Consider the following 22,730-nt stretch of genomic DNA (forward strand, 5'->3'; position numbering starts at 1 on the left):
TCATCCTAGGGAGGCCGCCGTACGGCCCCTACAGCGTCGCCGCCAGCTCGGTGCCCTGCTTGATGGCCCGCTTGGCGTCCAGTTCGGCGGCGAGGTCGGCACCGCCGATGAGGTGGACGCTGCGGCCCTCGGCGAGCAGTGTCTCGTACAGGTCGCGGCGCGGATCCTGTCCCGTGCACAGCACGACGGTGTCGACCTCAAGGACCGTGCTCGCGTCACCGACGGTGACATGCAGGCCGGCGTCGTCGATCCGGTCGTACCGCACACCGGGGACCATCGTGACGCCGCGGTGCTTGAGTTCGGTGCGGTGGATCCAGCCGGTGGTCTTGCCGAGGCCCGCGCCGACCTTGGTGGTCTTGCGCTGGAGCAGGTGGACGGTGCGCGGCGGGGCGGGGCGTTCGGGGGCCGCGAGTCCGCCGGGCGCCGCGTAGTCCATGTCGACGCCCCACTGACGGAAGTACGTCGCCGGGTCCTCGCTCGCCTTGTCGCCGCCGTCGGTGAGGAACTCGGCGACGTCGAAGCCGATGCCGCCCGCGCCGAGGATCGCGACGCGGTCGCCGACGGGGGCGCCGTCGCGCAGGACGTCGAGGTAGCCGACGACGCTCGGGTGGTCGACGCCGGGGATGTCTGGGGTACGCGGGGTGACGCCGGTGGCGACCACGACCTCGTCGTAGTCGGCGAGGTCCTCGGCGGCCGCCCAGGTGTTGAGCCGTACGTCGACACCGTGGGCGTCCAGCTGGTGGCGGAAGTAGCGCAGGGTCTCGTCGAACTCCTGCTTGCCGGGGACCTTGCGGGCGACGTTGAGCTGGCCGCCGATCTCGCTCGCGGCGTCGAGGAGGGTCACCTCGTGGCCGCGCTCGGCCGCGCTGACGGCACAGGCGAGACCCGCCGGGCCTGCGCCCACCACGGCCACCCGCTTGCGCAGCCGGGTCGGGGCGAGGACCAGCTCGGTCTCGTGGCAGGCGCGCGGATTGACCAGGCAGGAGGTGATCTGGCCGCTGAAGGTGTGGTCGAGGCAGGCCTGGTTGCAGCCGATGCAGGTGTTGATCGCTTCGGGGCGGCCGGCCGCGGCCTTGGCGACGAAGTCGGGGTCGGCGAGCATCGGCCGGGCCATGGACACCATGTCCGCGCACCCGGAGGCCAGCAACTCCTCGGCGAGTTCCGGGGTGTTGATGCGGTTGGTGGTGACGAGCGGGACGGACACCTCGCCCATGAGCCGCTTGGTCACCCACGTGTAGGCGCCGCGCGGCACCGAGGTGGCGATGGTGGGGATACGGGCCTCGTGCCAGCCGATGCCGGTGTTGATGATCGTCGCCCCGGCGGCCTCGACGGCCTTGGCGAGCGTGATCACCTCGTCGAGCGTCGAGCCGCCCGGGACCAGGTCCAGCATGGACAGCCGGTAGATGATCACGAAGTCCTCGCCGACGGCCTCGCGCACCCGCCGGACGATCTCGACGGGGAAGCGCATGCGGTTCTCGTACGAGCCGCCCCAGCGGTCGGTGCGGTGGTTGGTCTGCGCGGCGATGAACTCGTTGATCAGATAGCCCTCGGAGCCCATGATCTCTACGCCGTCGTACCCGGCCTGCCGGGCCAGGCGGGCGGCGCGCACGTAGTCGTCGATCGTCCGCTCGACGTCGGCGTCGGTGAGCTCGCGCGGCACGAAGGGGCTGATCGGCGCCTGAAGAGGGCTCGGGGCGACGAGGTCCCGGTGGTAGGCGTACCGGCCGAAGTGCAGGATCTGCATCGCGATCCTGCCGCCTTCGCGGTGCACGGCCTCGGTGATGGCCCGGTGCTGTTCGGCCTCGGCGTCGGTGGTGAGCTTCGCGCCGCCCTCATACGGCCGTCCCTCGTCGTTGGGGGCGATACCTCCGGTGACGATGAGCCCCACTCCCCCGCGCGCCCGGGTCGCGTAGAACTCCGCCATCCGCTCGAAGCCCCGCTCGGCCTCCTCGAGGCCGACGTGCATGGAGCCCATGAGGACGCGGTTGGGCAGCGTGGTGAAGCCCAGGTCGAGCGGGGTCAGCAGGTGCGGGTAACGGCTCATCGGGCCCTCCGTGCGCGGCGGTGTCGTACCCCTTGTTGTAGAGGACCCCACCCGCTTTATGCAACTAGTTGCATAACCGAGGAAGGGTGATGCCTGCCACGCTCGGCGCCGCCGGGCCGTCGTATGGTCCGGGACGGCCCGGTTGGCGTGGATCCCGTGGGAGAAGCCCGGGCGGGGAGGGCGGATACCCGCTGCCGCCGAAGCTGTCGCTGACCTCCTCGACGCCGCCGCCCCGGAGGGACTGCGCGTGCGGGCGAAGACGGCAGGGCCCTCCAACATCGGCAACCCGCCGGCGGGCGAGGGCATCCCGGCCACCGGGGGTTTCAGCGTGCGGTACGAGGGATTGCGCGGTCTGGACGAACGGCCAGCCTCGCGGACCTGCCCGGCGTCCACGCCGTCCACCGGGGTGCGGTGCTCAGCCTCCTCGGCGCGGACGGGTCGCGCTCACCGGCTCTCCAGCCGTACGTGCAGTTCCTTCTCCTGGTCTCCGGAGGCCGAGGACAGGTCGTGCACGGAGAACAGGGAGTCCAGGGTGGAGCGGAAGCGGTCGATCGCCCAGTACCCGCCCTGCACGTCGGCGATGACGGAGGACGAGAGCCGGGCGGGGCGGGCGCCCTCGTGCGGGTCGGCGACGTCGAAGGTGCCGAGCCATACAGTCGGACGGGTCTCCGAGAGCTCCTGGGGTACGTCGTCGGCGCACCGGTCGGACGAGAAGCAGGCACACAGGGTGTCGAACACGATCCGGGCGTCGTCCTTGTCGCATCCGCTGATCTCCACCGAGACGGCTTCCGGGTGCGGTCGCTCACCGTCCATCGTGATCGCTCCTCTCGTGGCCGCGGCGCGGTACCACGGCCGCTCCGTGAAACCGCCCCGTATCCCAAGAAAACCACCACATGCCGTGGAGCACTACCGGCCGAGGTGCCCGTTCTGTTCCGCGACCGGGTCGCGCCGGTGGAGGATCGAGTACGCCGAGCGGTGTCAGGGCCGCGGTCGGCCGCGATGGGGGTCGAACAACTCGGCGGCGATGCCGGTGAGGACCAGGCCCGTGGCGATGAGGAGGCCGGCGGTCAGGGCCACGCCGGTCGTCAGCGCGGTCACGGCGACGGCCAGCGTCCACCAGGCGCCGGTGCGCCGGTACTCGCGAGGGCGAGCGGGTCGGCCGGCGCCCAGCGCCCGAGCGAACCGGGGATCGTCGCGCTCGAGCCGCGCTTCGAGATCGACCAGACGTTCGTCGTCGGACTGGGGCATGGTTCCTCCGTGTCGCGCTGGCAGGCCGGTCGCAGCGGGCCGGGCGTCGGGCCCTCCGGGGCGACCGCGGCGGCCGCGGCGGCCGCGGCGGCGGTGACGCTGCCGGAGACCGTCGTGGAGGCGCCCCACCGCCCCGGCGGGCATCGCTCGGCTCACTCCCCCGCGCCGTTCCGTCCCTCCTGCGGCCTCCGGCCCACCCTCTGCGGCCCTCTCGGCCGGACTCCCGACCGTCCGTCTCCGCGGCCCCGCCACGACAGCGGGCACCAGGGGTGCTACCGGTCAGCCGCCTCCGCCGGCCGGGTGCCGGAGGCCGACGCCGGCATGACGTCGTCGTCCGTCCGGTACGAGTCGGCGGCGTCGGCCGGTTCCTGCGCCGGGCCGCCGGGCCGGGCGCCGTTGCCCCGGGCCAGCCGGGCGGGCGTGGAGCGCAGGGCGCGGGCGAGCAGGTGGGAGCGTCCGGCGGCGACGGGTCCGAGAACCGCCAGCACGAGGACGTAGCCCGCGATGAACGGGGCCAGGCGTGCGTCGAGCCCCGCGCTGGTGGCCATGGCGGCGAGGATCAACGCGAACTCGCCGCGGGCCACGAGCGTCGTGGCGATGTCCGCTGCGGGCTCGGCGCCGTAGCCGTACAGGCGGGCGACGAGCAGGCCCGCGACCACGTTCATCACCAGGGTCAGCGCCGCCGCGGCGGCGACCGGTCCGGCGACGGACGCGACGACTGAAGGGTCGATGGCGAGCCCGAAGGCGAAGAAGAAGATCGCCGCGAAGGCGTCGCGCAGCGGATGCACCAGCTCGCGGATGCGCGGCCCGGACGGCGTACCGGCCAGGATCAGGCCCACCATGAAGGCGCCGATGGCGTCGGCGACCCCGAGCACCTCGGAGACACCGGCGACGAGGACCGCGGCACCGAGGAAGCTGATGACCAGCAGTTCGTCGTCGCGGACCTGGATGAGCCGGCCGACCCACCGGGTGCCGTACCGGGCCGCGGCGGCCAGCACCAGCAGGAAGGCGAACGCCTTGCCCGCCTGCAGGACCACTTCCCCCATGTCCTCGGCACCGCTGAGGACCGGCTGCAGGGCCGCGAGGTACAGCGCGAGGAAGATGTCCTCCACCACGATCACGCCCAGGATCAGGCGGGTCTCCGGGCGGCCGATACGGCCCAGGTCGATGAGGATCTTGGTGACGATGGCGGACGAGGAGATCCCCAGGACACCGGCGAGGACCAGCGCCTCCCGCGTCCCCCAGTCCAGCGCGAACCCGAAGCCGAGGCCCGCGCCGACGTTCAGCAGCAGATACGTCCCGCCCGCACTCAGCAGGCGCTTGCCGCCGCTCCTGAGGTCGTCGAGATGGAACTCCAGGCCCAGGTAGAACAGCAGCAGCACCAGCCCGAGCGCGGAGAGCATCTCGAAGTCGTGGGCGTCCTCGACCAGGACCAGGCCCGGCGTGTGCGGGCCGAGCAGGATGCCGGCGAGCATGAACAGCGGGATCGTGGGCAGTCCGATCCTGCCGCCGAGGCGGGCGAGGAACGCGGCGGCCAGGAAGGCCCCGCCCATGGCGAGCAGAGTGTCAGCGTGTCCCACGGGTCACCTCCTCGGACCACGCCGAGCGGCGGTCGGGCTTCACTTCACGGGGGTGGATACGGGTCCTCCTTCGTCCGAGGTCGTGCCGGGTGCCGTCGATCGTCGGGCGTCCCGGGGACGCGAGATCTCGGCCTTCCCCGCCACCGTCGCATCTCCGCGACGGGCGTCACCATCGGTGCCGACACTCATTTCCGGACGGGCCGCCGAGGGTCACTCCACCGCTTCGACGGGCCTCAACTCCGCGTGAAACGGTACGTCTTGCTGTCGGTCAGAACGCAGAATCCAGGCGATACGACGATCACGCGCAGGGTGCCCGTACGGCGGTCGTAGTCGATGCCTTCCGCCTCGAAGGTGCCCGAGCAGGAGCTGCGCAGGGGCAGCTGGCGCAGGGCGGTGACGTGGCCGGTGACGTCGGACGTGCCGTTCGGTTCGGCGGAGAGGTCGATCTGGAGCAGCGGCTTGGTGATGCCGAACAGCGTGCCCGCCGGGTCGTCGGAGGAGCACAGCAGCCGGGTGGCGCTGAGGAAGTCGCAGCCCTGTACGTCGCGTACGGCGTGATCGAGGCGGACGGTGGACGCCTGCGGGAGGTTCACCGAGGGCGAGGTGCCCGGATTGACGCCGGGGGTGGGGAAGACCAGCAGCCGGCTCATGGTGCCGTACTCCCCGGCCAGCATCCACTGGCCGCCGGGCGAGACGGCGACCCAGGAGTTGTTCAGCGCCTCCCCGGAGCTCAGCGTGTGGACGTACTCCGCCCAGGTCCCGCCCGGCGACTGCACCCGGAACATCTTCGTGGTGCCGGAGTCCCGCTGGTAGGGCTCGATGTAGTGGCCGTCGTAGGAGGCGTCGGGGTCGCCCACGTGGTTCCAGCCGCGGCCGCTCAGGTCGACGGGGATGGCGCCGATTCCCGTGTACCGGTTGGCGGCCCCGGCCGGGACCTCGACCGAGGTGAGGCCCTGGCTCTCGGTCAGCGGGTCGGCCCGGTCGGAGCCCACCTCGGTCCAGGTGTCGGCGGCGGAGGCGGGCGACGCGGTGGCCAGTAGGGTGGCGGCGAGGACGACGGCGGCGGTGAGGACCGTGTGACAACGTTGCCGGGCACGCAGGGGCATGGAGGGGCTCCTCGGGGGGTGGACGTGATCGGGGGCGTGATCGGCGGACAGTCTGGCCCGACTGGGTGGTCATGTACAGACCAAAGTGAGAACGCTGTGTGTCGGCTCGGTCACGGTGCCGCGATCCGGCTTCACCGGACGGCCGCCGCCGTGTTGAGGGATGGTGGAAGAAGCCGCCGGGTGACGTCGCAGAGACGTCCGGACGCGGTAGAACAGGGGAGTCGGCACGGGGGAACGACGTGCCGCGAGGACGGCCGAAGGCGGTGCGTGCAATGAGAGCAGCCGGGAGAGTCCGGTGACCGAGGGCGGCGAGCAGCAGGAGCTGCCCGGCGGGCCCGTCGACGGGCCGGTGCGAGGGCCGGTCCAGCCGAGCGGGCTCCTCGACGTGCTCGGAGTGGCCTCGATCGTCCTGGACACCGACGGGCGCATCGTGCTGTGGAGCCCGCAGGCCGAGGAACTGTTCGGCTACCCGGCGCGGGACGCACTCGGGCAGTACGCGGCCCAGCTGATGATCCACGAGCAGCACGTCGACCTGGTGGTCAAGCTGTTCGCCGATGTCATGGAAACCGGTCAGGGCTGGGCCGGAGCGTTCCCGGTCCGTCACAAGGACGGCAGCACCAAGCTGGTGGAGTTCCGCAACATGCGGCTGCTGGACGACCAGGGCGACGTCTACGCCCTGGGGCTCGCCGCCGACCAGTCGACCGTACGGCGGCTGGAGCGGGACGTGGCGCTGTCGACGCGGATGGTCGCGCAGTCCCCGAACGGGCTGGCCGTCCTGGACACCGATCTGCGGTACGTCTCCGTCAATCCGGCGCTGGAGCGGCTCAACGGCCTCCCGGCCGAGGAACACGTCGGACGCAGGATCGGCGACCTCCTGCCGGACATCGACGCCGCGGCCCTGGAGTCCGCGGCCCGCCGGGTGCTGGAGACCGGACAGCCGCTGGTCGACCAGCAGAGTGTGGGCCGGACGCCGGCCGATCCGGAGGAGGAGCACGCCTGGTCGGTCTCTCTCTACCGGCTGGAGGACGCGCTCGGCAACGTGCTGGGCGTCGCCTGCTCGGTCGCGGACGTCACCGAGCAGCACCGGTCGGCCGTCGAGGCCGAGGCCGCGCGTCGCCGCCTGGCGCTCGTCGCGGACGCCTCCGCCCGGATCGGCACCACCCTGGACCTGGACCGCACCGCCCGGGAACTGGCCGAGGTCGCGGTGCCCGACCTCGCCGACATCGCGGCCGTGGATCTGCTGGAGGCGGTGGTGCAGGGCCGGCCCAGCACCCTCGGCCCCGCCGAACCCGCCGTCATCCGGGCCCTGGCCGTCGAGGCGGACCGGGCCCCGGACGCCCTCCTCGCGGCCGACCCGCCCGGAGAGGTGGCCCGGTACGCTCCCGACCGCCTGGTCACCGAGTGCGTACGCACCGGACAGCCGATCCTGGTCGCGCAGGTCGAGGCCGCCGACCTGACGCGCATCGCCCGCTCCCCCGAGGCGGTCGAACTGCTGACCCGTGCCGGGGTGCACTCCTATCTGGCGGTGCCTCTGATCGCGCGCGGCGAGGTGCTCGGCGCCCTCGATCTCAAGCGCACCCGCAACCCGCTGCCGTTCACCGACGACGACGTGCTGCTCGCCCGTGAGCTGGCGTCCCGCGCGGCCGTGCAGATCGACAACGCGCGCTGGTACCAGAACGCCCGCGACACCGCCCTCACCCTCCAGCGCAGCCTGCTGCCCAGCCATCCGCCCGTCACCGGCGGTCTGGAGGTCGCCTCGCGCTATCAGCCGGCGGGGGCCACCACCGAGGTCGGCGGCGACTGGTTCGACGTGATCCCGCTGGAGGGCGGCAAGACCGCGCTCGTGGTGGGCGACGTGATGGGCAGCGGCCTCAACGCGGCGGCGACCATGGGCCGGCTGCGCACCGCGACCAACACCCTGGCCTCCCTCGACCTCGATCCGGCCCGGCTCCTGGAGCACCTCGACCGGATCACCGACAACCTGGACCACTCGATCGCGACCTGCGTGTACGTCGTCCACGACCCGGAGCTGCGGCAGTGCCGGATCGCCAACGCCGGGCACCTGCCGCCCGCCCGGCTGCGTCCGGGACGTCCGCCGGAGCTTCTCGACCTGCCGACCGGGGCCCCGCTGGGAGTGGGCGGCGTCGCCTTCTCCACCACCACCGTCGACCTCGAACCCGGCGACCGGCTGGTGCTCTACACCGACGGCCTCGTCGAGACCCGGCAGCACCCGCTCGACGAGCGCCTGAACGCGCTGTTGGCGCTGCTGGAGGGCCCCGACCGCCCGCTGGAGGAGGTCTGCGACCTCCTGTTGCGCACGCTGCACCAGCCCGACAACTCCGACGACGTGGCGTTGCTCATCGCGCGGGTGCAGACGGCGCCTTGACCTGAGGGGCGTCAGGCGCGGCTGGGATCGGGGTCCGGCCCGTGCCGCTGCCGCGCTGTCGCGCCCCGGTCGCTACAGCCGGGTCCCGACGACCACGTTGGCGTACCAGTCCTCCGACACGGCGAGGCGCGGCGTCAGCCCGCTGCGGGTGAACGCCTCGACGGCCGCCGGCGCGCTGGCGTTCGCTGGTCTCGACCAGGAGACAGCCGCCGGGGGCGAGCCACCGGGGTGCCTCGGCCGCGACCCGGCGCAGGACGTCCAGCCCGTCCGTGCCGCCGTCCAGGGCGACCAGCGGCTCGTGGTCGCGGGCTTCGGCGGGCAGGAGGGCGACCTCGCCGGTGGGGACGTACGGCACGTTGGCCGCCAAGATGTCGACGCGGCCGCGCAGTTCGCCGGGGAGGGCGTCGAACAGGTCGCCCGTGTGGACCTGACCGCCGGCGCCGGCGACATTGCGGCGGGCACAGCGTACCGCGGTCGGTTCGATGTCGGCGGCGTGCAGTTCGACGGGGCCGAGCGCGGCGGCGAGGGCGGCGCCGACGGCACCCGAGCCGCAGCACAGGTCCACCACGACGGCCGCGTCGGGGACTTGGGCGAGCGCCTGCTCGACGAGGAACTCGGTACGGCGGCGGGGTACGAAGACGCCGGGTTCCACGGTGATGCGCAGTCCCCGGAACTCGGCCCAGCCCAGGACGAGTTCGAGGGGCCGGCCCAGGACACGGCCGTCGACCATGGCGGCCAGTTCGTCCGGAGTGCGGGCGGCGGCGAGGATCAACCGTGCCTCGTCCTCGGCGAACACACAGCCGGCGGCACGCAGCGCGGCCACGACGGAGTCACGGGACACGGGCGAGGACTGCGGTGAAGAAGGCGAGGAAGGCGAGGGGGACGAAGACGGAGAAAGTGGAGGCATGAAGCCGAGGGCCTTTCGGAAGCCGAAGGGCGCTCTCGCGGCCGCCTACTGGCGGTGGTCCGCGCCGGTTCGAGGAGAGAGCACCCGACCTGACACAGCGGTAATGGGTCTCACCTCCTCGGTCGTTCGCGACGGACACAGCGCGGCAACACTACCCCAACGATCAGTCGCCGAAGCCTCCCCCCGTCGCGAGTTGTATTATGCAACCAGTGACGCGAGGAGGGGCCGTGAACGCATCCGCACCGACCGGCGACGACGCAGCCGTGGAGACCATCCACCGCGAACTGACGTCGTTCGCGCGTCGGGCCCGGGCCTCGGCCGGGCGCATGCACCCCGAGCTGTCGCTGGTGTCGTACACCCTGCTCGGGCATCTGGAGGAGAGCGGCGGCTGTCGCGCCACCGACCTGGCCGCGCACTACGCCCTCGACAAGTCCACGGTCAGCCGCCAGGTGGCCGCCCTGGAGCGCGCCGGGCTCGTCGAGCGGCGCCAGGACCCGGAGGACCACCGCGTCCAGGTCCTGGACCTGACCGACGCCGGCCTGCGCATCCTTGCCCAGGTCACGGTGAGCCGCCGGGCGGTCTTCCGGGAGCGGCTCGCGGGCTGGCCGGCGGAGGACCTGGAGCGGTTCGCCCGGTATCTCGTGCGGTACAACGCCGGGTCGGCGACCGGCTCAAAGGGCGACTGACCGACTACGCCACCGGTACGGCCGTACGCCCCTCCGGCAGGCGTTCCGGTGCTCGCGCCGCCATGAAGGCGGTGGTGCGCCGCAGGCGGAAACCCAGGGACTCGTAGAGCCGGATGGCATTGGTGTTGCCGGCGCCGGTGTGCAGGAAGGGGGTCTCGCCGCGTTCCCGGATGCCGTGGGCGACGGCGAGGATCAGCCGGGTCGCCAGTCCCTCGCCGCGGAAGGCCGGGTCGGTGCAGACGGCGCTGATCTCGGTCCAGCCCGGCGGATGCAGCCGCTCCCCCGCCATGGCGACCAGGGCACCCTCCCGCCGTATGCCGAGGTAGGTGCCGAGCTCGATGGTCCGGGGCAGGAAAGGGCCGGGCTGGGTCCGGGCGACCAGGTCGAGCATCTCGGGCACGTCGTCGGGGCCGAGTCGGACCGCCTCGGGTTCCGGGGCGGTGCTCAGGCCGTCGTCCACGAACTGAACGCCCTCTATTCGGAACGTGACCTCCCAGTCCTCGGGGACCGGCCCCCGGAACCCGAGCAACGGCACCTCGGCACCGGGCCCCGCGAAGGCCGCGAGGTCGGCCCAGTCGTCGGCATCGGGCTCGTCGGGCAGGGCCAGCCACGGCGTGACGTCCACGGGATAGCGCAGGATGCGGCCGTGCCGCTCGGCGAAGTGGGCGTGCGGGCCGGTGAGGGCGGCGCGGGCCGGGTTGTCCAGGACGTGGGGTACGGCGGTGGGCTGCGGCTGGCCGGGGCTATGGGGGTGGCCGAGGGCCTGCGGCTGACCGGCGGCCTGCCGTTCACCGGCGGCCTGCGGATCGCCAACGGCGCGCGGCCGCCCCGTGCGCTGCGGCTCGCCGACGGTCCGCAATCCGTCACCGGCCTGCGGCCGAGCGACAGCCTGGGATCCGACAGTGGCCTGCGGACCACGGACGGCCTGCGGCCGGCCGGTGCGCTGCGGCTTCTCGGCGCGCCTCGCCTGACCGGCGGCCTGCGATTCGCTGGTCATCTTCGGTCCGTCGTCGGCCCGCGGCCGGTCGACGGCCTGGTCTTCGCCGGTCGTCTGCGGTGCTTCCGCGGCGCTCATCGGGCGACCTCGATCACGACCTTGCCGCGGGCGTGGCCGTCCTCGACCGTGCGCAGGGCCTCGCCGGCTCGGTCGAGGGGGAACGTTCCGGTGATGTGCGGGGTGAGGTCGCCGTTCAGTACGAGGTGGGCCACCGCCTCCAGGACGGCCGCGTTGCGGGCCCGGGCCACGCGGGTGCCGCCCAGCCGCTCGGCGTCCTCGGGCGGGGCACCGGCGGTGATCAGCTTCGTGCGGTCGGTGAGGAGTCGGGCAGCCTCGGACAGCACCTCACCGCCCACGAGGTCGTAGACGCCGTCGACCCCGCCCGGTGCGGCGGCCCGCGCCCGCTCGGCCCAGCCCGGCCCGGAGGGGACGTGCACGGCGCCGAGCGACTCGACGAAATCCTTCTTGCTCTCGCCGGCGACACCGACGACACGCAGCCCGAAGGCCCGGGCGATCTGTACGACCGCCACGCCCACGCCACCGCCCGCGCCGGTGACCAGCACGGTCGCGCCGGAGGGCAGGTCGAGCTGGCGGATTCCGTCGTACGCGGTCGCGGCGGCGACGGGCAGGGTCGCGGCGACGGTGAAGGACAGTTCGGCGGGCTTGTGCGCGGTCACCGCGGCGGGCAGCAGGGTGTACTCGGCGTAGCCGCCGGCCGCTGTGTTGCCGAAGACCTCGTCCCCGACGGCGAAGCCTTCGACGCCGTCGCCGAGCTCCTCGACGACCCCGGAGGCCTCGCTGCCGAGGACGGCGGGGAACACGCGGTCGCCGCTCTCGCCCGGCCGGCGGAACCCGGTGCGCAGCTTCCAGTCGACGGGGTTGACCCCGGCGGCCCGCACCGCGACCAGGACCTGGCCGGGGCCGGGCACAGGTCGGGCCACCTCGACGAGGGCCTCGGTCTCCGGACCGCCGTACCGTGTGAAGACGTATGCCTTGGGCACTGCTCCCACTCTCCTTCGCTGCCGCCGGTCAGACGGTTGTATGGGCCACCGGTTGCGACATCAGTCGGCAAGGAGGATCGGCGGTCCGCTATTCCCGGGGCGGCGGAGAGTTCATGCGGCCTTAATGATCGTGGGGCCGCCCCGGAGGCGGGGCAGGTGTGACGTGCGCGTACGGTTGAACGCGTTAGCCATTGCCGTCGCTGTCACGTTGGACCCATATGAACGTCACCCGAGGCTTCACCGGACGCGCCCGTGTCCACAATCCGGGGCTGCCGCCCGGCCAGTACGACGCGGGCGACGACTGGCCCGTCCTGTCCGCGGAGGTCACACCCGACCTGGCGGCCGCCGACTGGACGTTCCGTGTCGACGGGTTGGTCGAGGCGCCCCGCACCTGGGACTGGGCCGAGGCGCACGAGCTGCCCGCGTCGGCCTACGAGGGCGACATCCACTGCGTGACGAGCTGGTCGAAGTTCGGGGTGCGGTTCGGGGGCGTGTCGCTGGACGCGTTCCTGGATGTGGTGCGGCCCCATGGGTCCGCCACCCATGCCGTCGCCTACTCGCACACCGGTTACACCACGAACCTCCCGCTCGCCGACCTGGCCGGCGGGCGCGCCTGGATCGCCTGGGAGTACGACGGGAAGCCGCTCGCCGCCGAGCACGGCGGGCCGGCGCGGCTGCTGGTGCCGCACCTGTACTTCTGGAAGAGCGCCAAGTGGATCGCCGGCCTGCGGATCCTCGACCACGACGAGCCGGGTTTCTGGGAGCAGAACGGCTACCACGAGCGTGGCAATCCCTGGGAGGAGCAGCGGTACTCCGGTGACTGAGACGTCCGCTTCCCCCGGCTTTGCTTCCCCCGGCTTCACTCCTCCCGCTTTCGCTCCTCCCGGCTTCACTCCCGCGACGCGCTTCGCCGTGCCCGGGCGGATCGCCGTGAGCAAGCGGGCCGCCGCGGTGTGGCAGACCGCCACGCTCACCGAGATCCGCCGCGAGACCGCGCACACCGCCACGTACCGGTTCGCGGTGCCCGCCTGGGCGGGGCACCTGCCCGGCCAGCACCTGATGCTGCGGCTGACCGCCGAGGACGGCTACGCGGCGCAGCGCCACTACTCGATCGCCTCCGCGCCCGACGACTCGGGGCACATCGAGCTGACCCTGGACCATGTCGAGGGCGGTGAGGTCTCGGGCTGGTTCCACACGGTGGCGGAGCCCGGGGACGAGGTCGAGGTACGCGGTCCGCTGAGCGGCTTCTTCGCCTGGCCGGGCGACCGGCCCGCGCTGCTGATCGGCGCCGGCTCCGGGGTCGTACCGCTGATGTCGATGGTGCGGCATCAGCGGGCGCGGAGCCTGTCCGTGCCGTTGCGGATGCTGGTGTCCGCGCGCAGTCCCGAAGAGCTGATCTACGCCGGGGAGTTGGGCGCGGAGACGACACCCGTCTTCACGCGGAGCGCGCCCGAGGGTGTGCCGGTAGGACGTATGACGGTCGCACATGTGGCGCCGCTCCTGGCCGAGCAGCCGCCTGGTGGGTGGGAGGCCTATGTGTGCGGCTCCAACGCCTTCGCCGAGCATGCCTCGCGACTGCTGGTGGAGGCCGGTCAGCCGGTGGACCGTATCCGGATCGAACGCTTCGGCTGACGGCACGACCCATCAGACGACGCGGCCGTAGCCGTTCCGGCCGGCCCGCACCGCCCCAGCGTTTCGGCACTCCCTTGCTGGGCACTTGTCCGGCGGCCCCGGACGGGGCCGTCGGTGAACGATGCCGGTGGAACGGGTACTAGATCGTTGGGGGCACTCGCAGTCGTGCGCGGTGCGGAGGTCGACATGCGAACCCGGGTGCGCGGCTGGCGCTGGCGGCGCAGCCCGCTGCGGCGTCGGTCGGACGTCGTCGAGGCGTGGACGGTCCTGGCCGTCACGGTGCTGCTGTGGGTGGGCGCTCCTCTCGTCGGGGCGTTCGCCGCCTCATGGGCACACTCCGAGGCCCGCGCGGTCGCCGAGAAGCAGCGTGCCGATCGTCATCGGGTCCGCGCCGAGGTCGTCGGCAGGACCGCCGGCTCGGTGCCCGTGGTACAGGGCGGCCGCCAGCACGCGTACCGGGCGACCGTGCGCTGGACGGAGCCGAACACCGGTGCGCGGACGGCCTCGGCGCGGGTCCCTGGGGGCACGCGCCAGGGTGACGTGGTGGACGTGTGGTTCGACGCCCGGGGTCGCAGTGTTTCCCCGCCGCCGGACGGGACCGCGGTGTGGCAGCACACGCTGGCCATCGGCGCGTGCGCGGTGGGCGGTACGGTCGCGGTGGTGCTCCTCGGTCACTCCGTCGTACGGGGTGCGGCCAACCGCCGCCGGATGGCCGAGTGGGAACGTGAGTGGGCCCTCACCGAGCCGCAGTGGACGCGCCGCCGGGCGTGACCGGCGCCCGCAGCCCGACTGTTATTTCTGTTGCATCCGCTATTTCTGTTGCATCCGCCGCGCGATTCCCCCGTGCGTCCGCAGCGCGTCCGTCAGTCCCGGCAGGACGGGTTCACCGCGGTCGACCAGCACCTTTCCCGCGACCACCGTCGTCCACGCCCGAGCGGGACCGCAGCGCAGCCACGCCTCCACCGGGTCGCTCAACGCACCGGCCAGTGCCACCTGGTGCAGGTCCCAGACGACCAGGTCGGCGCAGGCGCCGGGCCGCAGGTGGCCCAGTTCGTCCGCGCGGCCGAGGCAACGGGCCGAGCCGCGGGTGGCGATGTCGAGGGCGTCCCGTGCGGTCATCGCGCCGGGTCCGCCGCGGTAGCGCCCGAGGAGGAGAGCCCCGCGGGTCTCCATCCAGAGCGAGGCGTGGTCGGTGGAGGCAGAGCCGTCGCAGCCGATGCCGACGGGCAGGCCCAGTTCACGCATCTCCCTGACCCGGGCCGTGCCGCCGCCGATGAGCATGTTGGAGCTGGGGCAGTGCGCCACGCCGACGCCCGCGGCGGCGAGGCGGCGCAGTTCGTCGTCGTTCGGGTAGATGCAGTGGGCGACCCAGGTGCGGTCGCTCATCCACCCGGTCTCCTCGAAGTACTCCACGGGCCGGCAGCCGTACGTCTGCAGACAGTAGGTGTCCTCGTCGTGGTCCTCCGCGAGGTGCGTGTGCAGGCGTACGTCGTGGCGCTCGGCGAGTTCGGCGGTCGCCGTCATCAGCTCCTTGGTCACCGAGAACGGCGAGCAGGGCGCGAGCGCGACCCGGACCAGCGCACCGGGTTCGGGGTCGTGGTGGGCCTTGATGAGGCGCTCGCTGTCGGCGAGGACCTCCTCGTCGGTCTGCGTGACGCTCCTGGGCGGCAGTCCCCCGTCCTCGACGGAGCGGGTCATCGAGCCGCGGGTGGCGTGGAAGCGGAAGCCGATGTCGCGGGCGGCGCGGATCTCGGCGTCGACGAGGCGGGGGCGGGGGTGGACGTAGAGGTGGTCCGAAGACGTGGTGCAGCCGCCCATCAGCAGCTCGGCCATGCCGACGTACGCCGAGACGTAGGCGGCCTCCTCGTCGAGGGCGGCCCAGAGTGGGTACAGGGTGGTCAGCCAGTCGAAGAGGGAGCCGTTCACGGCGGGCGCGTAGGAGCGGGTGAGGTTCTGGTAGATGTGGTGGTGCGTGTTGATCAGGCCGGGAGTGACGAGCCGGCCGGCCGCGGAGACGGTCGTACGGGCCTCGGGTTCGGTCCCGGGGGATCCGACGCCGGTGACCCGACCACCCGTGACGGCCACCCAGCCGCCCGAGATCTCCCGCTCCCCGTCCACGACGAGCAGTCCGGCATCCCTGACCAGCAGGTCCGCTTCCTCGACCGGCGCTTCGGCGGCAGATGTCATGGCGTCATCGTAGGCGCGTGACGGGGCAAAGACCTGGCGAGTCGTCCGACCATCCACGTACGGTGTGATCATCCGCACCCACTGTTCACAAAGGCGGTCCTACATGGCCCTGTTCGACCTTCCGATCGACGAGCTCCGCGAGTACCGCAGCAGGTCCGCCGAGCCCGAGGACTTCGACGCTTTCTGGACGAAGACCCTCGAGGAGGCCCGCGAGCACGACCTGGACGCCCGGTTCGAGCTGGTCGACACGGGTCTGACCACGGTGAAGGTGTACGACGTGACGTTCGCCGGTTTCGGCGGGCACCCGGTGAAGGGCTGGTTCACGATCCCCGCCGAGGTCTCCGCGCCGGTCCCCCTGGTCGTGGAGTTCGTCGGGTACGGCGGCGGGCGCGGTCTGCCGCACGAGCATCTGCTGTGGGCGTCCACGGGCCGGGCGCACTTCGTGATGGACACCCGCGGTCAGGGCAGCGCCTGGGGCGGCGGTGGCGGCACCGCGGACCCGGTGGGCGGCGCGCCCGCGTACCCCGGTTTCATGACGCGGGGCATTGACGCTCCGGAGAACTACTACTACCGCCGGGTGTTCACGGATGCGGTGCGTGCGGTCGAGGCCGCCCGCTCGCACCCCCTGGCCGATTCCGCGCGCACGGTGGCGATCGGCGGCAGCCAGGGCGGCGGCATCACGATCGCGGTGGGCGGGCTGGTCCCGGACCTGGCGGCCGTCGCGCCGGACGTGCCGTTCCTGTGCGACTACCCGCGCGCGGCCACGCTCACGGACCGTCACCCGTACCGGGAGATCGGCCTCTACCTCAAGACGCACCGCGGCCGCGCCGAGGACGTCCTGCGCACGCTCTCCTACTTCGACGGCGTGCACTTCGCGGCCCGCGGCCGGGCCCCCGCCCTGTTCTCGGTGGCCCTGGAGGACCAGACCTGCCCGCCCTCCACCGTCTTCGCGGCCTTCAACGGCTGGGCGCACGACCAGAAGGCGATCGAGGTGTACGACTTCAACGACCATGAGGGCGGCGGCCCTTACCACGAGGCGGCCAAGGTGCGCTGGCTGCGGTCGTACGCCTGAGGAGCCGCGCGTGGAGACGGGTGAGGCCGCGGAGCGGTTCGTGCGGGTGTGGGAGCGGGCCTGGGCCGTCCACGACGTGGAGGCGCTGCTGGAGCTGTACGCCGAGGGCTGCGTGCACCGCTCGATGCCGTTCCGCGCGCCGCACCGCGGCCGGGCCGGGCTGGCGGAGTACCTGCGCCGGTCGTTCGCCCAGGAGCAGGTGACGGATGTCCGGTTCTCGCCGCCCGTCGTCGGCCGGGACGGGGTCGCGGTGGCCGAGTTCCGGGTGTTCGCGCGAGAGGGCGGCGAGGCGTCCACGCTGGCCGGTTGCGTCTTCGTGCGGTTCGACGGAGCCGGGCTGGCCGTCGAGACCCGCGACTACTGGCACACGCTCGCGGGCCATCAGGAGCCGGAAGGGGCCCTCTTCTTCCTCTGAGGCCTGCGTGTACGACGCCTTCCACCCGGTCCGACCAGTCGGTATGTTCAGGGTGCCCGGGTCGCAGTGCCGCGCCCCGGGCTTCCGGCGGACGACGGAGGGTCCATGTCCCAGAACGAGTCGGCGATCCACGGACACTGCGACGAGCGCTTCGGCGCGGTGCGGACGGCGTTCGAGGAGAACTTCCGGGACCGCGGGGAGCTGGGCGCCGCGGTGACCGTCGTGGTCGACGGCGAGACCGTGGTGGACCTGTGGGGCGGCTGGTCCGACGCGGCGGGCACCCTCCCGTGGGAGCGCGACACGCTGGTCAACGTCTGGTCGACGACCAAGGGCCCGGTGGCGCTGTGCGCGCACATACTCGCCGACCGGGGGCTGCTCGACTTCGACGCGCCGGTGGCCGTGTACTGGCCGGAGTTCGCCGCGGCAGGCAAGGAGAAGGTCCTCGTACGGCACCTGCTGTCGCACCGGGCCGGGCTGGCGGGCCTGCGCGAGCCGCACACACTCGCCCAGCTCTGCGACTGGGAGGTGACCGTGGAGCGGCTCGCCGCGACGGAGCCCTGGTGGGAGCCGGGGACCCGGTCCGGGTATCACGCGCTGACGTACGGCTTCCTGGTCGGGGAGGTCGTACGACGTGTGTCTGGACTGCTGCCGGGGGCGTTCCTGGAGCGGGAGGTGACCGGGCCGCTCGGGATCGACTTCACCGTCGGGCTGCCGGAGCAGGAGGCCGGGCGGGCCGCCGAGCTGGTGCATCCGCCGGCCGCCTCGAGCAGTGAACAGGCGGCGGTCTTCAGCCAGTTGGCGCCCGCCGCACTCGCCTCGCTGGCCAACCCCCTGGTGGGCGCGACCGAGGCCAACACGCCCGAATGGCGGGCCGCCGAGATCCCCGCCGCGAACGGCCACGGCACCGGGCGGGCCGTCGCCGCGCTCTACGGCATCTTCGCGGGCCGCGGCTCGTACGACGGTCACCGCGTCCTGTCCCCCGACGCCGCCGAGCGGGTGCGCGAGGGGCAGGGCAGCTGCCGTGACCTGGTGCTGGGCGCCGGCTTCGAGAACGAGACGGAGATCGGCCTGGGCCTGTGGCTCAGCGGGCCGAACGGGTCGTACGGGCCCAACCCGCGGGCCTTCGGACACGACGGGTTCGGCGGCTCGTGCGGACTGGCCGACCCGGAAGCGGCGGTGTCACTGGGGTACGTGATGAACCGCATGGGACCGCACATCGCCGACGACCCGCGGAAGATGGCGCTGATCGACGCCCTGTACCGGGTGCTGTGACCTCACCCGTGCGCGCTCAACTGCCGTAGCAGCCGCGTCCCGTGGCCGTTCGCGGCGCGCTGGGCGGGCGGCAGGTGGCCGGGAAGCACGTCATCTGCGAGGTCTCCGACAGGGGAGCGCACGGCTCGGCCGCCCCCGCCGGGCTGCAGCACGGCCACGAGGTCGGGCGTGCGCTGCTCGGACCCAGGCGGCGGGCGCGGGCGGCGACGGCGCGGTGGACCGCTGCCGGACTCCCGCGGGCGAAGGGGATGTCGGCCGGTCCGGCGGGCAGCCGTGCGCGGCCCTCGCCGTCGTGCTGCGCGGGTGCCCCTTCGTCCGGAGCTGACGCCCGGCACGGCTACGGCAGCCTGCGGGCCACGACCATCCGGACCCGCGGGCTGCCGTCCCGCCGGTGCCCGAACTCGGGCAGGGCGTGCAGGTCCACCTCGAAGCCGGTCCGCTCCAGCTCCCGGCGTACGTCCGAGAGCCGGAAGGCCCGGTAGTACATGACGAACGGCGGCCGCCACACGGCGTTGCGCACCCGCATCACCGCGTCGAAGCCCAGCAGCATCCAGTAGGCGCGGGACGCGGGGCGCGGCGGGGCGAGCACGGGGAAGGCGAAGCTCCCGCCGGGTCGCAGCACGCCGTGCACCTGGGAGAACAGTCCCGGCAGCTCGCGCGGCAGGAAGTGCCCGAACGCCCCGAAGCTCACGACGAGATCGAAGGCGGGGCCGAACGGCAGGGCGCGGGCGTCCGCGCGCACCCAAGAGACGCGCGGCCCGACGGGCTCGGTCCGTTCCCGTGCGACATCGAGCATGCCCGCGCTGAAGTCGACCCCGGTGACGCGGTGCCGGCACACCCGGCCCAGCACGGCGACGCCCGCGCCGGTGCCGCAGCACAGGTCGAGGCCGGTGTCGAAGGGGCCCATGCGGCGCAGTGCCGAGGCGACGGCGTCGAGCACCGCGTCGGGCGTACGGAAGGGGGTGTGGTCGAACTTCGGGGCGAGCAGGTCGTAGCCGCGCTCGACGGACGACAGTGCCTGGACGGCGAGTTCGCGGAGACTGGGGCCTTCGGGGCTGAACATCCGGGTCAGCTTAGGCCTCCCAGGAGGCTCAGGCGCGGCTCGGGTGGCAACACGTGGTGCTCGACGGCTCATGAGCCGCGCGGCAGGGGCTGCTCGGTCCAGATGATCTTGGCGTTCGGGGTGTAGCGGGTCCCCCAGCGCTCGGTGAGCTGGGCGACGAGGAAGAGGCCGCGGCCGCCCTCGTCCTCGGTGCGGGCGCGCCGCAGCCGGGGAGAGGTGCTGCTGCCGTCGGAGACCTCGCAGATGAGCGCGCGGTCGCGGAGCAGGCGGAGCTGGACCGGGCCGGTGGCGTGGCGGATGGCGTTGGTGACCAGTTCGCTGGCGATGAGTTCGGTGCAGAAGGCGAGGTCCTCCAGGCCCCAGGCGGCCAGCTGCTCGGTGACCGCCGCGCGGGCACGGGAGACGACCGCCGGGTCGCTGGGCAGGTCCCACTGGGCGACCTGCTCGGGCCCCAGGGCGTGGGTGCGGGCGACGAGAAGGGCCACGTCGTCGCTGGGCCGCTCAGGCAGCAGGGCGTCGAGGACCGCCTCGCAGGTGTCCTCGGGGGCGCGGTCGGGGTGGGCGAGGACGGTCCGCAGCCGGTCGAGACCGGAGTCGATGTCCCGGTGCCGGTCCTCGATCAGACCGTCGGTGTAGAGCACGAGTTGGCTGCCCTCGGCCAGCTCCAGTTCGACGGTCTCGAAGGGCATTCCGCCGAGTCCGAGCGGCGGTGCCGAGGGCAGGTCGACGAACTCCACCGTGCCGTCGGGCGCGACGACCGCGGGCAGGGGGTGCCCGGCGCGGGTGAGGGTGCAGCGCCGGGACACCGGGTCGTAGACGGCGTACAGGCAGGTGGCTCCGACGATTCCGGAGTCGGCCTGGGTGTTCTCCACCGCCCAGCCCTCGCCGCGGTCGAGGCGTCCGACCAGGTCGTCGAGGTGGGTGAGGAGCTCGTCGGGCGGCAGGTCCAGGGAGCAGAAGTTGTGGACGGCGGTGCGCAGCCGGCCCATGGTGGCGGCGGCGTGCAGTCCGTGGCCGACGACGTCACCGACGACGAGGGCGACCCGGGCACCGGAGAGCGGGATGACGTCGAACCAGTCGCCGCCCACTCCGGCCTGCGCGGGCAGATAGCGGTAGGCGATGTCGACGGCGCTCTGCTCGGGCCGGCCCCGGGGCAGCAGGCTGCGCTGCAGGGCGAGGGCCGTGTTGTGCTCGCGGGTGTAGCGGCGGGCGTTGTCGATGCAGATCGCCGCGCGGCCCGCCAGCTCCTGGGCCAGGGACAGGTCGTCCTCCTCGAAGGGGGCGGGCTTCTGGGAACGGTAGAAGCTGACCACGCCGAGGGTGGCGCCGCGCGCCCTGAGTGGCACCGTGATCAGGGAGTGGATGCCGGCCGCGAGGACACGTTCGAGCCGTGCCGGGTCCTGGGCGAGCCAGCCCTCGGCCTCGACGAGGACGGGTTCGAGTACGGACTGCCGGTGCTCCAGGCTGCGGGCCTGCGGGGTGGTCGGGACGTAGTGGACCGGGTCTCCGACGCCGTACAGGTGGGGCACCTCATGGACGGAGCCGAGCGCGATCCGGCGCAGCGGGGTGCCGGATCCGAACGGGCCCGGCTCCTCGCCCTGCAGCACCGCGTCCGGGAGGTCCACGGCGGTGAAGTCGGCGAACCGGGGGACGGCCACCTGCGTCAGTTCCTCGGCCGTGCGGGCGACGTCCAGGGTGGTGCCGATGCGGACGCCCGCGTCGTGCAGCAACTCCAGGCGCCTGCGGGCCAGGACGGCGAGCCGGCCGACCCCCGGCTCGCCGACGAGGAGCAGTCGGTCGTCGACGCGGGCGCGGGTGGGCGGTTCCTCGCCGGCGCCTGCGGGAGAGCCGGTGCCTGCGGGAGACAGAGGCGGCGGCGCAGACGGGATGGTCACGGCGACCGGCTTGGCGGACGCGGCGGACGCGGCGGGCAGGAGTGTGGCGGTCCCCGCGGCCGTACCGGCCGTACCGGCAGGCGCGGCCACCGGTGCCTGTCCGGTCGGCGCATCCGCGAGGGCCCGAGCCGCCGCCGGCGCCGCTTCCGGCGACACATCCGTCACCTTCTCGACAAGACGGGGTTCGACGCGGGTCGCGCCGGTCGCGGACGGTGCCGCCGCGGTCGATCCGGCCTGGCGCAGTCGGGGCCCGCCGAGGATCCGCGCCTCGACGACCACGCCCGTCTCTCCCTCCGCGCCCATGACCGGGCGGCGCAGCAGGGTGGCGACGCGGCCGCCGGACAGGACGACCTCGTCGAGGGTGCGGTGGGGCGAGGCGAGGAGTTCCTCGGCCTTCTCCCGCAGCACGGCAGCGTCGAGCCGGCCGAGGCCGCCGTAGCCGTGACCGTCTCCTTGGTCGGGGGCCGCGAGTCGGGGCTGGCGCGGCCACCCGCCGACGTCGGGGCCGGCTCGCCGGTAGGCGGCCAGCAGCGCCCGTTCGCGCTGGGTGGACTGCTCCAGCAGCCGCGCCTCGATGCTGTGGGCGGCCTCGCGGACCAGCCGCAGCATGGCGGGGTCGCCGTCGTCGCGCAGGCAGGTCAGGTCGAGGACGGCCTCGATGCGCCCGCTGAAGGGATCGCGCACGGGTGCGCCGGCGCAGGAGAAGGGCTGGAGGCAGTCGGCGAAGTGCTCTCGGCCGGCGACGTAGACGGGGCTGCGCTCGGCGAGCGCGGTGCCGACGCCGTTGGTGCCGACGACCCGTTCGGAGGCGTCGAAGCCGGGGGCGAAACTCACCTCGTCGAGGCGGTCGCGCAGCTGCCGGTTCCCGCCGAGCCGCTCGACCATACGGCCCCGGGCGTCGCAGAGCGCGATGGTGATGCCGACCTGGGTGAGCGACGCGCTCAGGTCCTTCAGGACGGGGTCGGCGGCGCGCAGGAACCGGTCCTCCAGCGTCAGGTCCGGCGCGTAGGGGACCAGCAGCTGGTGCGGCTGAAGCCCCGCCGACCTGCACCGCTTCCAGGAGTCGAGCACCGAGTCCCGGACGGTGGAGTCGACGAGCGCACCCGCCAGAAAACGTTCATGGGCATCGACGAGACCGCCGATGTCGTCCCAGGCGACGGACAAGGGGATCACTTCCCTCACCCGGAGACGGGCCGGGTCGCGTGGCGCTGCTCGACGCGCCGCCCGGCGAAGTACTCC

Annotated in this window: 18 protein-coding genes and 1 pseudogene; 8 read left to right on the forward strand and 11 right to left on the reverse strand. The window is 73.1% G+C overall.

Going from position 1 to position 22,730, the window contains the following annotated elements:
* Nucleotides 1-28 precede the first annotated feature (28 nt).
* From QFZ76_RS06280 to QFZ76_RS06300, 5 genes are all read right to left on the reverse strand, one after another.
* The gene (locus QFZ76_RS06280) at nt 29-2,044 is read right to left on the reverse strand and encodes an NADPH-dependent 2,4-dienoyl-CoA reductase (RefSeq protein ID WP_307672763.1); all 2,016 of its coding nucleotides are present in this window, start codon (nt 2,042-2,044) and stop codon (nt 29-31) included.
* Between the two features lie 444 nt (nt 2,045-2,488).
* Nucleotides 2,489-2,857 (reverse strand): hypothetical protein, encoded by a 369-nt coding sequence (locus tag QFZ76_RS06285; RefSeq protein ID WP_307672764.1) that lies wholly within the window; start codon nt 2,855-2,857, stop codon nt 2,489-2,491.
* Nucleotides 2,858-3,022: 165 nt separating this feature from the next.
* The gene (locus tag QFZ76_RS06290) at nt 3,023-3,292 is read right to left on the reverse strand and encodes a DUF3040 domain-containing protein (RefSeq protein WP_307672765.1); all 270 of its coding nucleotides are present in this window, start codon (nt 3,290-3,292) and stop codon (nt 3,023-3,025) included.
* Nucleotides 3,293-3,564: 272 nt separating this feature from the next.
* A complete protein-coding gene (locus QFZ76_RS06295) occupies nt 3,565-4,872 on the reverse strand; it encodes a cation:proton antiporter (protein ID WP_307672766.1) in 1,308 nt (435 codons plus the stop codon).
* A 233-nt stretch (nt 4,873-5,105) separates the two neighbouring features.
* A complete protein-coding gene (locus tag QFZ76_RS06300; protein WP_307672767.1) occupies nt 5,106-5,978 on the reverse strand; it encodes a hypothetical protein in 873 nt (290 codons plus the stop codon).
* Between the two features lie 295 nt (nt 5,979-6,273).
* Here QFZ76_RS06300 and QFZ76_RS06305 point away from each other — a divergent pair, with 295 nt between their 5' ends.
* Complete coding sequence (locus QFZ76_RS06305; protein ID WP_373464267.1) at nt 6,274-8,364, forward strand: SpoIIE family protein phosphatase; 2,091 nt, start codon at nt 6,274-6,276, stop codon at nt 8,362-8,364.
* A gap of 72 nt (nt 8,365-8,436) precedes the next feature.
* On the opposite strand, the pseudogene QFZ76_RS06310 reads toward QFZ76_RS06305, so the two are convergent.
* Nucleotides 8,437-9,271 (reverse strand): annotated as a pseudogene (locus QFZ76_RS06310) (putative protein N(5)-glutamine methyltransferase).
* A 227-nt stretch (nt 9,272-9,498) separates the two neighbouring features.
* Between QFZ76_RS06310 and QFZ76_RS06315 the strand changes: the two are divergent.
* Nucleotides 9,499-9,957, forward strand: a complete 459-nt coding sequence (locus QFZ76_RS06315; protein ID WP_307672768.1) for a MarR family winged helix-turn-helix transcriptional regulator — start codon at nt 9,499-9,501, stop codon at nt 9,955-9,957.
* Between the two features lie 4 nt (nt 9,958-9,961).
* On the opposite strand, the gene QFZ76_RS06320 is transcribed toward QFZ76_RS06315, so the two are convergent.
* Both QFZ76_RS06320 and QFZ76_RS06325 read right to left on the reverse strand, forming a co-directional pair.
* The gene (locus QFZ76_RS06320; protein WP_307679942.1) at nt 9,962-10,663 is read right to left on the reverse strand and encodes a GNAT family N-acetyltransferase; all 702 of its coding nucleotides are present in this window, start codon (nt 10,661-10,663) and stop codon (nt 9,962-9,964) included.
* Between the two features lie 365 nt (nt 10,664-11,028).
* Nucleotides 11,029-11,955 (reverse strand): NADP-dependent oxidoreductase, encoded by a 927-nt coding sequence (locus QFZ76_RS06325; RefSeq protein ID WP_307672769.1) that lies wholly within the window; start codon nt 11,953-11,955, stop codon nt 11,029-11,031.
* A 218-nt stretch (nt 11,956-12,173) separates the two neighbouring features.
* Here QFZ76_RS06325 and QFZ76_RS06330 point away from each other — a divergent pair, with 218 nt between their 5' ends.
* From QFZ76_RS06330 to QFZ76_RS06340, 3 genes are all read left to right on the forward strand, one after another.
* Nucleotides 12,174-12,779, forward strand: coding sequence for a sulfite oxidase-like oxidoreductase (locus tag QFZ76_RS06330; protein ID WP_307672770.1), 606 nt, complete (start codon nt 12,174-12,176; stop codon nt 12,777-12,779).
* Nucleotides 12,780-12,867: 88 nt separating this feature from the next.
* Nucleotides 12,868-13,587 carry a ferredoxin reductase gene (locus QFZ76_RS06335; protein ID WP_307679943.1) on the forward strand — a complete coding sequence of 240 codons (720 nt, stop codon included), beginning with the start codon at nt 12,868-12,870 and terminating at the stop codon, nt 13,585-13,587.
* Nucleotides 13,588-13,773: 186 nt separating this feature from the next.
* A complete protein-coding gene (locus QFZ76_RS06340) occupies nt 13,774-14,358 on the forward strand; it encodes a hypothetical protein (protein ID WP_307672771.1) in 585 nt (194 codons plus the stop codon).
* Nucleotides 14,359-14,397: 39 nt separating this feature from the next.
* Here QFZ76_RS06340 and QFZ76_RS06345 read toward each other — a convergent pair whose 3' ends face one another.
* Nucleotides 14,398-15,774 carry an 8-oxoguanine deaminase gene (locus QFZ76_RS06345; protein ID WP_307672772.1) on the reverse strand — a complete coding sequence of 459 codons (1,377 nt, stop codon included), beginning with the start codon at nt 15,772-15,774 and terminating at the stop codon, nt 14,398-14,400.
* 103 nt (nt 15,775-15,877) lie between these two features.
* Between QFZ76_RS06345 and QFZ76_RS06350 the strand changes: the two genes are divergently transcribed.
* The 3 genes from QFZ76_RS06350 to QFZ76_RS06360 all read left to right on the forward strand — a co-directional run bounded on the left by QFZ76_RS06350 (nt 15,878) and on the right by QFZ76_RS06360 (nt 18,533).
* On the forward strand, nt 15,878-16,846 hold the full coding sequence (locus QFZ76_RS06350; RefSeq protein ID WP_307672773.1) for an acetylxylan esterase: 969 nt from the start codon (nt 15,878-15,880) through the stop codon (nt 16,844-16,846).
* Between the two features lie 10 nt (nt 16,847-16,856).
* Nucleotides 16,857-17,261, forward strand: a complete 405-nt coding sequence (locus tag QFZ76_RS06355; protein ID WP_307672774.1) for a nuclear transport factor 2 family protein — start codon at nt 16,857-16,859, stop codon at nt 17,259-17,261.
* 105 nt (nt 17,262-17,366) lie between these two features.
* Complete coding sequence (locus QFZ76_RS06360) at nt 17,367-18,533, forward strand: serine hydrolase domain-containing protein (protein ID WP_307672775.1); 1,167 nt, start codon at nt 17,367-17,369, stop codon at nt 18,531-18,533.
* A 337-nt stretch (nt 18,534-18,870) separates the two neighbouring features.
* On the opposite strand, the gene QFZ76_RS06365 is transcribed toward QFZ76_RS06360, so the two are convergent.
* Both QFZ76_RS06365 and QFZ76_RS06370 read right to left on the reverse strand, forming a co-directional pair.
* Nucleotides 18,871-19,596 carry a class I SAM-dependent methyltransferase gene (locus tag QFZ76_RS06365; protein WP_307672776.1) on the reverse strand — a complete coding sequence of 242 codons (726 nt, stop codon included), beginning with the start codon at nt 19,594-19,596 and terminating at the stop codon, nt 18,871-18,873.
* Nucleotides 19,597-19,664: 68 nt separating this feature from the next.
* Nucleotides 19,665-22,664 (reverse strand): SpoIIE family protein phosphatase, encoded by a 3,000-nt coding sequence (locus tag QFZ76_RS06370; protein ID WP_373464268.1) that lies wholly within the window; start codon nt 22,662-22,664, stop codon nt 19,665-19,667.
* Between the last annotated feature and the right edge of the window lie 66 nt (nt 22,665-22,730).

Source organism: Streptomyces sp. V4I2 (assembly GCF_030817655.1).
Classification (GTDB): domain Bacteria; phylum Actinomycetota; class Actinomycetes; order Streptomycetales; family Streptomycetaceae; genus Streptomyces; species Streptomyces plumbiresistens.